This window comes from Niallia sp. FSL W8-0635, assembly GCF_038007965.1.
Taxonomy (GTDB): Bacteria; Bacillota; Bacilli; order Bacillales; family Cytobacillaceae; genus Niallia.
In genome coordinates, this window is record NZ_JBBOYD010000001.1 from 4,442,542 (window position 1) to 4,455,906 (window position 13,365).

Sequence of the window (13,365 nt, forward strand, 5' to 3'; positions counted from 1 at the left end):
ACTAGTTAAACCAGTTAAGTTGTACTCTCATTCATTTTTAATAGCGAAAGGGAGGAAGCCACGCTCCCTCACCTCACTCTATTACTCAATCAGGATTGTGGAGAAGTAGCTTTCCCCATTGTTTGTAGCACCTTCATTGAACCATATAATGTTGTCATTCTATTAAATTCATCTTGATCATAAAATTGGCAAGTACCACTAGTTGTTTCCTTTGCAACCTCTACTGAAAAACGAACTGCATCTGCAATATCCGTTTCATGGCTAGCACCAGTGCCACATCCTGGCACAATCGATTGAGCTGTTATTGCCAATCCAATTACAGGAGCATCTGTTGCAACAGATGGCTGTAAAATAGAATTAATATGATACAAATCATTTCCATATGGTGTTATATCTTGTGAAGTAATCGGGAAGGTGATTGGGAATTTCCCTGTTGTCATTTCCATAATTCTTAATAAGTCCTCACTCACTCGAAGGATGTAACCTTCTTTAACTGTTGGAGAAAGAGCAATACCTTTATGATTAACTACTCTATTTCCTTTTGTTGTATCAATCGAAATAATACTGTCCATTTCTGGAATTACTTCATGCTTATTCATTGTTAATATGTCGACTGGAGAATCCATAAAGTCGACTGGCTCATGTGGTCTAGTTGGAGCATCTGGACAAATATGGGTAGAAACAATAACATCACCAGTTAGTACATCTCCTTTTACCTGCATATCTGCTAACTTTAGTGCAGAAGCAATGGCAGCTACTGCTCCATCTGCATCAGAAACTAATCCAATTCTGCTTGGACGTGCCCCAATGCCTCCTAGTCTTCCAATAATGCCTACTGTCGGAACGGTGCCGCCACTTGATTTACCTTTTGATCCAGGAATTGTAATTTTAATGAAATCTGTACTTCCTTTTTCCCCTGTTACTTTTACAACATCTGTTTGTACATTTGGATATTCTTTAAATAAATCCGCAACAATCTCCCCTGTTACAAATGCATTATCTAATGTTTCTAACGCTACTAAAGTTTGTTTTAATACCATACTATTCATCTCTCCCTATTATTAAAGATAAGAAATAATCTCTTTATTTATTATTTTTTCAATTGGCTTTATTAGCTTTTGGTTGCTCATCGTACTACTTAGGCGCAATTTTTCCTTCGGTACGGTTATAACAGCTACTTTCTGACCTTTTTCTATCTCGGCTGTTACAATCGGTCTTGCGGTTTTCGCATCCAGTGTCATAATAAGATCCGGAAAAGTCCCAAAGCGGTCTCCATCTTTTTCGATTGTCATATATTCGTTCCAGAAGGTCATATCATAGCAATCGTTAATGGTTACTTTTCCTACATCGAAACCACCTATGGTTTCTAAAGTAAATGCAGTTACTGTCCCTTCAGTTACAACCGATCCTCCTAATTCAGAAACAACTGCTTCAATAGCCGCTTCTCCTTTAGTAGATAACAAAGCTTTTCCTATTTGGATTGCCTGCGAAATCGCTCCCTTAGCTCCGTTTTGCTTTGCGTAACCTACTGTTATAGGATTTCTTGCCACTGCCACCAACCCGCCAGCTTCAACGGATAATTGACGAACGGTTTTCGCTGTTGTATCCAATGAACCAGAGATAAGCATTTCTACATACTTATCTCCTTTTCCACCTACAGCTGCTTGATGAGAAATATAAGTTGGAATTTCTGATAAGTTTAACGAACCCATTGTTCCAGTTGGATGGGCTCTACCGTTACAAGGAAGATCCACTACTGGTAATCCAGTCATAGATGATTGAAACCAGCCATTCACTGTCGTCCCAGCACCATTTTCATTAGTAATAATACCTTGAAGGGGTTGGTCCAGCTTACTGGCTAGTAGTTCAATTGCTTTAACATAATGGACAGGTTTTACATATTGCTCCTTTGCTGCTGGAGCACCAACTAATGAAACAGTTACAAGCAAATCTTCCTCTGCCATTTCCTCCGCCGTTTTTAAAATCGGCTGGCCTACTTCTAAAGCAAGACGACCTATCTGAAGACCATCTTCTATTTTTCCTCCTCCGCCGCCACCAAGTACGGCACCGCCATATACCGCAAACTCTACGATTTGTTTATCTAATTTTATGGTCACTTTTCATTTCCTCATTTCCCTAATTTAAATACAGAGTTAAAGAAACTATATAGTGCATCTCCGGCAATAAACCCTGCAGCCAATATACTCATTGGCGTTTCCGCTTCTTTACCTTTTTTCTTCACCCAAATTACACGAATAATAATTCCTGCTAATACAGCAATTCCTGCATATGGAGTTAATATTAATAAGCCTGTTGCAAACATAACGCCTAGTTGTCGACTTGAACCCCCAAGTATTTGGAGGATGGCACCTGGAATTGCCCAAATTAGTAATTGTCGAGCGACTTCCATTGAAGTACCTGCCTGAATAGTAGAAACATATACAGCATCAATCGGAGGGACTAGATTATTGGCAAAGTATCCTTTATATGTGATAAGCACTGTTAGTAGCGCTACTCCAAAGGCAACCAAAGACGTCATATACTGTTGCTTTCTTCCATCTATTTCATATTTTTTATCTGAGCCATTTCCTCTAAGAATATGTCCAGTTTTAAAGTCATAACCCATATCAGCAAAGGCTGGACCCGTTGCTGCACTGAAACCAGCAAGTAAAGCTAGTGCTAACGGTGGGAAACCGATCATCATTCCGATAAGAAGCGTAATAAATGCAACGGCAAACGCTGGAAACCAGCCTGAATGCATGGCTGCAATACCAACAATTAATTCATGAACAAAAGCAGCAAACGCGGCAAAAAATAAAAATCCAATCAACATGCCAACTGACATATCTGTAATAAGACCACCTGTTAAGGCAATAATTAAAGCAATAATCATATAAACAATAAATCCAATTCCTAAAGTCTTTTTAGCTACTCCAATAGGTGTTGTAAAATTGGAATCATCTTGGATATTTTCTAAAGAAGCGGCAACCTCTTGATTTTTTCCCTTTTGTTTTCTTTTATCTTTGCCGAAAATCAATAGCGCCACTTGGACTAATGCCACGATTCCAGCACCAATCATAATGCCATGGGGAATATAAAGTGCATTTACATCTACACCAAAAACAGGAATAGAATATTGACGGAATAGTAAGCCAATTCCAAACATCGTTAAAGCCCAAATGTTTCCGATAAATGCAACTCCAAAGGCAGACATCGGAATATGTAGAATGGAACCTATTATTCCAATAAGTGTTCCTATACCAAGAAGTCCTGCTCTTTTGCCTCCTTTATCTCCTGCTACTATAGCTTGTGCCGTTGCTACTCCTGGTGCCCATGTACCAGATGCAGGAAATAGTTTTGAATCAAATAATTTATATAAAATTGCTGCATCTGCAAACATAGCCAATGTAGCACCTATTAGCATCGGAATAATTAAATCGGGAGCACCTATTAAAAAAGGAATTCCTATTGGAATTAATAAGCTATTTGCAGCCCCGAATGTCGCTGCAGATATAGATGTTTGAACTAAATTTTGTCTATGGATAGACTTATATCTTTTAAACATAGTGACTGGAATTCTAGCAATCAGCATAGCAATAAGTGCACCTATGATAGATGTATTTGGCGTAACTCCTAAGGATACAATGATCTGCATCCCAATAATTGCCCCAAAAACCGCTGTAACAATTGTTAAAATAAGGGAAACGGGTTCAAATAAACGAGGGTGTTTTTTTTCTGAATCTACTTGTTTCATATACTATCCTCCAAATTTTTTTGTTTTAAAGATCAACATAAACTAATCCAATTACTGATTAAACTAGTATTTTGATTTTTTTAATAACAGAAGAGAAAACCGTTTCCTTCCAAATAGTTCATAACGAATGACACTTAACAAGACTCCATAGATTACTAGAGTAGTCCCTATTAATTGCAGGATGGAAATTTTCGTATCATATATCCAATAATCCAACAACAGTGTAATAATCGGCTGTAAATTAAGAACAACAGTAGATTTTGCTGCTCCCACTGATTGCATTGTGTTGTTCCACATTAAAGTTGTTATTCCCTGACCTATCAGAACGGATAAAAAAGCTATTAACCACATAATCAACGGTTGATTCCAATTGATATCCACACTTACCAATATAAAGGGATCAAACATTAGGCTTGCTATTAAAAAGCTATAAGTGGTAATGATTAAAGGGGAAATCCCCTTAGAAAGCATTCTTACAAAAATTAGATTACAAGAAAAAGTCACTGTTGCTCCGAATAACAAAATGTCTCCAATATTATATTGAAATCTTCCATTTGCTGATAACACGAAATAAACGCCTAAAAGTGCAATAATACTTCCTATAATTAAATTTCTAGTGATTTTTTCTTTTAATATAACTCTGGCAAGAAGTGCTGTAATAAGAGGAGCCATACTAAATATAAGTGACGCATTAGATGCTGTTGAATATTGCAAACCACTGAATAAAAAGAGTTGATTAAAAACTAGTCCAATCAAGCCTGCTAAAAAGAAGAGAATCAATTCTTTCTTTGTTACCCTTACAAAGGCGTTCATAAAAAATACAATGATTATAAAGAAGAGTGAGACCACGGTTAAGCTGAAGGCAGATAGGAACATCGATGAAAAGTTAGTCAATAATAACTGGCGTACTAAATAATTAGCGGCCCATATTACCACACAAAATACAAGAATAAAATAATGTTTCACAAAGGAAAAAACCTTCTTTCAGCATAACAACTATAAATTTTTGTCAAAACATGCTTATACTACTTCTGTAAAGGAATGGTATAATTGTGCGGCAAACTGCCCTTCTGCTTCTACTGCATCAATAATTGGCACTTTCAATTCATGACGTAATTGTTCTGCCAGTCCAATTGTAGAGAAACCTGTACAAGCAAATACAATTACCTCTGCCCCCTCATTTAGTAGAGACTTAGCAGCTTTTAAACCTTTTTCTTTTCCTTCTGCTTTCATTAGGTCTGTCGTATTTTTTACATCCTCTGGAACAGCTGAAGCAACCAAAAGTTCCCCTAAAAGCTTCTTCATAACCTCTGGTACGTCTTGTGTTATTCCTAATATTCCAACAGGCTTACCAAAGGCAAGAGCTGTTAATGCCGCAGCACTTCCTGCCCCGATTACTGGTATGGAAACTGCTTTTCTTAGTTCTTCTATTCCAGGATCTGCTGCACAGCTAATAGCAAGTATCTTTACCCCCTCTTTCTCCATCTTTTTTCCTAGTTCTACAATTTTTGGTATCGCTTCTACTTCTGAAGATTTATCATAAATACCAAGAGTTTGTTCTGGAATACATTGATTATGCGTTGGCAAGCCATATACTTCAGTAATTATTTTGCCATGTTGGTTCAAGACTGTTTTATTCTCCGTTGTGAAAACACGAATTACTCCAATCATTTCAGCACTCCTTCTTAATTAAATTTTCTGAATATTTATATTTTAACTTCTACATCTCTTTGTCACAATGTCCCGAAAAAACAAAAAACAAAAGAATCTATTGTGCTCTGGGTACAATAGATTCTTTTGTTTAGGATCCCTTAAAATTATGAAAAAAGATGCAAAAATAATATAGAAGCTTCTCTTGAAAGGAATCTAATGTTATATCTGCAATTTCCTTTATTCGATCAATTCGATATTTTACAGAATTTCGATGGATATATAACTGTTTAGCTGTTTCTTTTAAACTTCCATTTGAAGATAAGTAATAAAAAAGTGTTTTGACAAGGTCACTGTCATTTTCTTTATCATATTGAATTAACTTCCCTATTTTCCTCTCAATGACCACATCCAGATTAACATGATCCGTACTATCTAGTAACAACTTAAATATCTCAATTTCTTCATAAAAATAAATTCGTTTTCCTTTATTCAAATTGGAGCCAATCAAAATGGAATTTCTAGCTTCTAAATAGCTTAGATGAATTTCCCATAACAGAGATCTTCCTCCAAATCCCACTCGAAAATCAGTATATTTATTCATGAAAGGAACTAATTTCTCCATCCATAACTCATTTGTATCTTTCGTCAAAACCGGTTGATAAGAAAAGGCTGATAGGATGATTAGCCGATTGCCTTGTTTCTGTGTATAAATTTTATTAGCATTCGGCAGATTTATTGATTCTACTAACCTACTTATATCTTTTAAAAATGGGGAATCATCCTCTATTATATTCGTACTCTCCACCACTATTATCTCCCACATTATTTCCGGATCTAATCCCAGCTGCCTTCCTTTATTAACCACTTCCTCCTGCGGGAGAAATATACCTGCAAGTAGTTCTTCAATAAAATTCCCTCTTAGCTGATTCTCCGTATCCGCAGCTGTTTTTCTCCTCATTAATTCTAATGAAAAAACTAAACGTGCTTGTTCCACACATATTTTATCCATATCATCCAAGTATTCTTTTTCAATAAGAAATTTACCAACTCGCTCTTTGTCAACTGTAATATCCCAATCCTTTCCGTGAGTAAAATTCTCCAGCTTTGCATTCTTTGGTGAGGAAACGATTTCCTTTCCTTGTTTATCCAAAAGAATAATAGGAGCTTCTATCATTTCCGATACATTATCCGCAACCGTTTGGATTCCACTGTTTTCAAGAACTAATGTCGTTAATTTCTTATATATCTCTTCCGATCTTCTAAGTAAAGCCGCATGCTTATTCACAATTTGCTCCATGACAGCATTGGTGATATCAATATATGGAACTCCGACTGGAAGCTGAATAATAGGAAGCTTATATTTATTGCTAACCTCTATCATTTCCTGTGGCATTTCATGCAAATACCTTTCTGGCTTTATTGCTAATGCGGCAGCATTTGCATGAGATAATTTCTCCACTAGTTTAGTCAGTAAGGACAAATCATGTCTTATTGAATAGGCGGTCGTCAGTAATAGCTCTCCTTCTCTTAGCCAACCTTCGACATCTGGTACCTCCATAATATCAATATTTTGAACGCTTCTGTTTAATCCTTCCCTGCCACTTATAACTTTAGCGTCCTTTAAAACAGGCAGTCGCAATAAATCATTAACAGTAATCCCTGATTGGTTCATTCTTTATCACCTACTTATTGAATTTCTCTTGCTTCATTATGTCTATCCATGAAAAGAGGCCTCCTATTTTAATTGGAAGCCTCTATCCTTTATTCTATAATCTTTACTGCACTCTCATCGCCAAATCTCCTGTTTTTACCCAGCCTACACGAAGAATGACAAAATACAAAGGTAGTGTAATAACAATTGGAAGTATCATACCAACTGCCACATAGATTAGAAATCCATTCAATCCTTGTGTTGCCATAATGCTAATTGGTGCAATTAAGGAATTCAATCCTAATCCAGCTAATTCATACGTTGCTGTAAACCCAAATCCTAATGTAGCAATTGGTGCACAAATGACTGCTGCTACAAAAGGCGGAATGATTAACAATGGATTTTTCACAAGATTCGGAAACTGTACTTTTGGTGTAATGATTGATTGTGCAAGAAATCCTCCTAAATCATTTTGACGAAGAGACATTGCTGTAAATCCGACAAATTGTACAGTACAACCGATTAACGCTGCTGCGCTTGAAACGGGATCCATTTGTAACGCGATTGCTAAAGCTGCCGATGATGCTGGAGTCATAAGCAGGATGCTCCATACTAAGGAGATAACCATTGGCGCTACTAGTGGATAGCCTTGAACAGAAGTAGTAATTTGTGCACTAATCCATTCCAACATTGGTGTTGTTACTGCTGCTAAACCAACTCCTGCCATGCCTCCAACTAAAATCGCTGCAGCTGGAATTGCTACCATGTCTAAGATTGTTTTTCCATTCACCCTTTTCCCAACGTATGTTGCAACAACTGCCGCTAGTACTGCACTGATTGGCTGGCCTGAAACCAGTACCATTCCTGCATCTGTTGCATGTAGAGCATTTCCGCCAATGGTGCTACAGACCATTGCACTAAAAATTACTAATGTGTTTCCGCCTAATTGATAGGCAATTCCTGCCCCAAATGCAGGTGCTAGTAATACCTTTGCTACTCCGCCAATTTGGATTAATATATCCCAGCCAAATGCTTTACCGATCGATTCTAACAGCAATCCCATTCCCAATGTAACTAGTACTGCGTTAGACATTCCTGCTGAGGCTTTATACATTCGTTCCATAAAATACTCTTTGTTTTTCATTGTTTCTCTTCTCCTCTATTAGAAATATAATTATATAAATGGCTATTTTTATACTTTTTGTTGAGATTAACCAGCCAATAAAAACAAAAAAACCTGTCCAATTTTTGGATAGGCACTTTCAATCCTTGTAAACTGTTCAGTGCCTTGTTTTTAAATAACAAAAACTGGACTAAACAATTCCCGATATGTTAAAGAGGGATTATTTAATCCTAAGAGCATAATATGAGTATAATAATCAGTAATGTATTTGCTTTGATCTTCATGATATGCTCCTCCTAAACGGTTTATTGTGTAGTTATAATATCACCAATATTCTGAAAATGTAAATAATTATTTTATTTCAGAATATATAAAAGCGTTATCATCAAAATCACATTGTAAAATCATTTGTCTATTTTGGGATAAAATGATAATAAATATAGAAAGATTAAATCGATATGAAGGGTAGAGGTGATTTTTTTTACTAAACTGAAGTTTTGTCAGAATATTTAACAAAAAAGAGTGGCGAACCACTCTTAGATAATTTCCGTATTCTTCGTTTCTTTTCCAAAGAAAAGTACTACTGCAGCTCCAATTAACACAGCAATACAAAAAATAGTAAAGATAGATGGAATGGATACATTTTGTGCTGTTAAGTAAGGGACTAATAATGGTCCGAGGATTCCTCCAACCCTTCCCACAGCTGCGGCCATTCCTGCACCTGTTCCACGCACTTTCGTAGAATATTGTTCCGGTGTATAAGCATAAAGAGCTCCCCATGCCCCTAAATTGAAGAAGGATAAAAGAATTCCTGCTGTAAGTAGCATTGCTGTACTATCAGCTAGCCCAAACATAAACGCACTTCCTGCTGTGCCAACTAAAAATAATACTAAGACAAATTTTCTTCCTGCTTTTTCAATTAGATAGGCCGCAACTGCATAGCCTGGCAATTGTGCCAATGTCATAATTAATACGTATTCAAAGCTCTTAATCATACTAAATCCTTGTGAAACCATTACACTTGGAAGCCATAAAAACATTCCATAATAAGAGAACACTACACAAAACCATAAAACCCATAATGTTGCCGTTTGCTTTCGGTTTTCCTTTGTCCAAACCGCTTGCATGCTTTCCTTAACCGTTAATTTCTTTTCCTTTTCTACTTTTAAAAACTTCGGTGAATCTGGCAAATGCAATCGTAAATAGATTGCATAAAATGCGGGAAGTACGCTAATTAATAAGGCTGCTTGCCATCCATACTTTGGAATAACAAAATAAGAAATTACTGCTGCTAGTAACCAGCCAAAAGCCCAAAAGCTTTCAAGTAGCACTACAACTCTTCCACGTTTTTCCTTTGGAACACTCTCTGAAACAAGTGTAGATGCTACCGGTAACTCTCCGCCGAGTCCCATCCCAATAAAGAAACGCAGAATTAAAAAGATTGTTAAAGAACTAGTGAAGGCAGACAATCCACTACCAATAGAAAATAATAATAGAGTAATCATGAAAACATGCTTTCTACCAATTCTATCTGCCATTAACCCAAAAATAAGCGCTCCGACTGCCATTCCAATGGAATTCATGCTGCCTATCCAGCCCATTTCTTTTCCTGTTAATCCCCAATCTGCTTGGAGTGCAGTAATAATAAAAGAAAGCATCCCGACGTCCATCGCATCGAACATCCACCCAAGTCCTGCAATACCAAGAATTTTTCTATTTGATATTTCTTTTTTCATTTTTTTCCTCCCAGTTTTTTCTTAGGCTTTCCTATATGTATCCTATTTATGAAAACTATCTACTATAATAACACTTGTCATGACACGAATCATTACATTTTATTTAATTTTTATTCTAATTATTTCCCATTCAGTTTACAGTTTGACCATCTTCTTTTCTGGGTATATAATCCAATTACAAATGGCTCCCATTTGTAATTATTAGTGTAAAGAGGGAATAATATTGAATTTAAAACCTAATATTTATATGGCAGTGTATGAGATAAATGATAAAAAAGGCGGAATGACCACCGCTATGCTTAATAGAAGTAAAATGTTTTATGACTCCGGATACGAAGCTGACATAGTTACTTTTGATTTTAATCCTGACTATGATAGCGTTCGAACTAAATTAATTAAATCTAAGAAAATGGATGAACGGACAAATATTCTTAACCTACATGAGGATCTTAAGAATGAAAATACAAAACGAAAATCTATTAATAAAAAGATTTATAATCAAAATGTTCCTTTGAAAGAAGCTAATAAACAAGAAGCTGTAGACTCTAACAATCCAAGTATTGTTAGATATTTTTCAAATGGAATTTATGAAAAATACAAAAAATATGATAAAAAAGGGAACCTTAAAGTTATTGATTTCTTTAATGAAACTAGACAACGAACAAAAAGAATTAAATTTAATTCTAATAAGAGTGTTCAAATAATATTTACATACGATCCCATTCACAATAAAGTGAATAGTGAACGTTATTATACAAATGATGGCTATTGTTATTTAGTAAAATGGTATAGTTCTAATTCTGAAAATCCAATCTCCATTTTCTTATTTGACAGAGAAACTAAAACTACCTATCAATTTAAAAACAACAATGAATTAGCAACACACTGGCTTACCATTTTATGTAGGAAAAGGGTAAATAAGCAGAAACCAATACTTATATGTGATGGACCTGGTAGTTTACCTAAAATTTTAAATGTTTCAAATGAGGTTGCTAAAAGAATATCTTTTATCCACATAAACCACTATAATCCTCCTTATACTTTGGGAAGCACCATAAAAGAAAATCATCGGTTTATTTTTGAAAGAATCGACCAATTGGAAGCTTTAGTTATTCTGACTCATAAACAAAGGGAAGATGTGGAGGCTGAATTCGGAAAGCACCATAATATATTTGTTTTACCTAATTCTCAGCCAATAAATAATCTATCTGTTTATAAAAAAGATCAAAATAAAGTAAGTATGTTTACTAGACTTCATTTTCAAAAAGGAATAGACCGTGCAATAAAAATGTTTAAGCTTGTGGTAGAAAAAAATCCAGATGCTAAATTAGAGATTTACGGAAGTGGATCCGAAGAAGAGAGTCTTAATACATTAATTAAGGAATATAGCCTAGAAAATAACGTTAAATTAATGGGATATTCTAAAGATGTTAGAAAAGAAATGGCGCAGTCTTGTTTAACCATTTTAACATCACGATACGAAGCATTTGGTCTATCTATCACTGAATCATTGGAAGCTGCAACCCCTGTCGTTTCCTTTGATTGTAATTATGGTCCCTCAGATGTCATTAAAGATAGCAAAACAGGTTTTCTTATTCCAGATGGAGATATAAAAATGATGGCAGAGAAAGTTCTTTTCCTTCTGAACAACCCAGATATCGCTGTTGAAATGGGGAAGAACGGTAGAAAAGATATGATTGAAGCATTTTCGGATGAAATTATTCTTCAAAAATGGGAAAACTTAATTGCATCAATTTGATTTAAAGTGCTTCTTTACTCCATAATTTATACAAATTTGTTATTGAGAAAACTTGTATTAGAAAAAAATAACTAGGCTATTATTTAAAATTATTACTTTGGTAACGAGAAGAGCCCTTACCTAATAAGGCTCTTCTTACTATTTATAAAAAGAATCCATCCCTTCAAATAAGCCTATAAAAAAATTTCCTAAAAAATGTGGTGTTTTCCCCTTTACTTTCTTTTAAATAAGCATAAAATGGTTCTTATGTTTGCAATTTTAAAATGTAAAGGGGAGCTTAACTGTTGAGTGTTTCAACAACTAAAATACAAAATCAGTCTCTTTTTAATATATCTTGGCCATTGTTTATTGAACTTGCTTTACACATGGGGATGGGAGTTACCGCCACTTTAATGCTTAGCCATTATTCAGATGGTGCAGCCGCAGGAGTTGGGGTTGCCAATCAGCTTCTTGGAATTTTTATCCTTGTCTTTAATGTAACATCTATCGCTGCTATGATTTTGATTGGACAAAAACTTGGAGCTAATGAGCTTAACAAAGCGAGAAGGTTTGCCCGTTCTGCAGTTGGTCTTAACTTCTGGTTCGGCATAATAATCGCAGTCCTCGTTGTTGTCTTCGGTGAACATTTATTACAACTTTTTGATATACGCGGTGAAGTATTAGAATACGGATTAATATTTGTTCGTATATGCGGCGCATCCCTCTTCTTAGAATCTCTCTCACTTGCACTTAGTGCTGTATTAAGAAGCCATGGTTTTACAAAAGAATCCATGATCGTCAGTATTTTGATGAACGTGATAAGCGTGGTAGGCTATGCCATTAGTATTCTAGGAATTTTCGGCTTACCTATTACAGGTGTAATCGGGGTTTCCTGGACGATTGTTGTTGCTAGAGCATTTGCTGTTCTAATCTTGGTTTATCTTGTATATAAAAGAATTGCGTTAACTTTTTCAGTAAAAGATTTTATTAAGGTTAATAAACAAGACATCCGTGACATGTTATATATTGGAATTCCTTCCGCTGGAGAAAATTTATCCTATCAATTTTCTCAATTAATGATTACAGCCATTGTCGCTTCATTTGGAGATGCTTCCTTAGCGGCAAGAGTATATATTAGCAATATCTCGATGATCTGCTACTTATTTACTTTAGCTATTGCTGAAGGTACTCAGCTTCTTGTTGCTCGCTATATTGGCGGAAAGCAGTTTGACCGTGCCCTGAAACGTGGAATTAAGACACTTAGACTTGCCATGATTGTTTCGTTAGTAGCAGCATTAGTAATGGCAGTTATTGGTCAGCCAATTTTAGAGATATTTACAAATAACTATGAAATTATTGCGATCGGTTTGCCTATTTTATGGGCAGTTGTATTCACAGAACCTGGAAGAGCAATGAATATCGTATTAATGAGTTCCTTAAAATCTTCTGGAGATGTCCGCTTCCCTGTCATCATTGGAATTATTTCGATGTGGGGAATCGCCGTTACACTGAGCTACGCCTTAGGAATTACATTAGGATTAGGGTTACTCGGAGTTTGGCTTGCGCAAGGAATGGATGAATGGTTCAGAGGCATATTCGCCTTTAGACGCTGGAAATCTAAGCCTTGGGAAAGAGTGAAGGTTAATCGCGCGATGAAGGAGCATGCATAAAGCATAATTTTCATACGGTCTATGTAAAAGAGTTCTTTTA

General features: G+C 35.7%; 10 protein-coding genes. 2 read left to right on the forward strand and 8 right to left on the reverse strand.

Translation table 11 applies throughout. The features are described from left to right. Positions 1 to 89: 89 nt before the first annotated feature. From NYE52_RS21215 to NYE52_RS21250, 8 genes are all read right to left on the reverse strand, one after another. The gene (locus NYE52_RS21215) at positions 90 to 1,040 is read right to left on the reverse strand and encodes a DUF1177 domain-containing protein (protein WP_341194895.1); all 951 of its coding nucleotides are present in this window, start codon (positions 1,038 to 1,040) and stop codon (positions 90 to 92) included. Between the two features lie 21 nt (positions 1,041 to 1,061). Then, the gene (locus NYE52_RS21220) at positions 1,062 to 2,117 is read right to left on the reverse strand and encodes a DUF917 domain-containing protein (protein WP_341194896.1); all 1,056 of its coding nucleotides are present in this window, start codon (positions 2,115 to 2,117) and stop codon (positions 1,062 to 1,064) included. A gap of 11 nt (positions 2,118 to 2,128) precedes the next feature. Beyond that, positions 2,129 to 3,754 (reverse strand): OPT/YSL family transporter, encoded by a 1,626-nt coding sequence (locus NYE52_RS21225; RefSeq protein WP_341194897.1) that lies wholly within the window; start codon positions 3,752 to 3,754, stop codon positions 2,129 to 2,131. A gap of 63 nt (positions 3,755 to 3,817) precedes the next feature. After that, a complete protein-coding gene (locus NYE52_RS21230; RefSeq protein ID WP_341194898.1) occupies positions 3,818 to 4,720 on the reverse strand; it encodes a DMT family transporter in 903 nt (300 codons plus the stop codon). Positions 4,721 to 4,774: 54 nt separating this feature from the next. Further along, a complete protein-coding gene (locus NYE52_RS21235) occupies positions 4,775 to 5,425 on the reverse strand; it encodes an aspartate/glutamate racemase family protein (protein ID WP_341194899.1) in 651 nt (216 codons plus the stop codon). 130 nt (positions 5,426 to 5,555) lie between these two features. Further along, complete coding sequence (locus NYE52_RS21240; protein ID WP_341194900.1) at positions 5,556 to 7,079, reverse strand: PucR family transcriptional regulator; 1,524 nt, start codon at positions 7,077 to 7,079, stop codon at positions 5,556 to 5,558. A 103-nt stretch (positions 7,080 to 7,182) separates the two neighbouring features. Beyond that, positions 7,183 to 8,202 carry a PTS transporter subunit IIC gene (locus NYE52_RS21245; protein ID WP_341194901.1) on the reverse strand — a complete coding sequence of 340 codons (1,020 nt, stop codon included), beginning with the start codon at positions 8,200 to 8,202 and terminating at the stop codon, positions 7,183 to 7,185. Between the two features lie 515 nt (positions 8,203 to 8,717). Next, positions 8,718 to 9,917: an MFS transporter gene (locus NYE52_RS21250; protein ID WP_341194902.1), complete on the reverse strand. Its 1,200-nt coding sequence runs from the start codon at positions 9,915 to 9,917 to the stop codon at positions 8,718 to 8,720. Between the two features lie 223 nt (positions 9,918 to 10,140). Between NYE52_RS21250 and NYE52_RS21255 the strand changes: the two genes are divergently transcribed. Further along, positions 10,141 to 11,676: a glycosyltransferase gene (locus tag NYE52_RS21255; protein ID WP_341194903.1), complete on the forward strand. Its 1,536-nt coding sequence runs from the start codon at positions 10,141 to 10,143 to the stop codon at positions 11,674 to 11,676. A gap of 284 nt (positions 11,677 to 11,960) precedes the next feature. Further along, positions 11,961 to 13,325, forward strand: coding sequence for an MATE family efflux transporter (locus NYE52_RS21260; protein ID WP_341194904.1), 1,365 nt, complete (start codon positions 11,961 to 11,963; stop codon positions 13,323 to 13,325). The last annotated feature ends 40 nt before the right edge of the window (positions 13,326 to 13,365 follow it).

Coding starts and splice junctions, on each gene's coding strand:
- NYE52_RS21215 (WP_341194895.1), bottom strand. CDS start 1,040: ATGGTATTAAAACAAACTTTAGTAGCGTTAGAAACATTAGATAATGCA.
- NYE52_RS21225 (WP_341194897.1), bottom strand. CDS start 3,754: ATGAAACAAGTAGATTCAGAAAAAAAACACCCTCGTTTATTTGAACCC.
- NYE52_RS21235 (WP_341194899.1), bottom strand. CDS start 5,425: ATGATTGGAGTAATTCGTGTTTTCACAACGGAGAATAAAACAGTCTTG.
- NYE52_RS21240 (WP_341194900.1), bottom strand. CDS start 7,079: ATGAACCAATCAGGGATTACTGTTAATGATTTATTGCGACTGCCTGTT.
- NYE52_RS21245 (WP_341194901.1), bottom strand. CDS start 8,202: ATGAAAAACAAAGAGTATTTTATGGAACGAATGTATAAAGCCTCAGCA.
- NYE52_RS21250 (WP_341194902.1), bottom strand. CDS start 9,917: ATGAAAAAAGAAATATCAAATAGAAAAATTCTTGGTATTGCAGGACTT.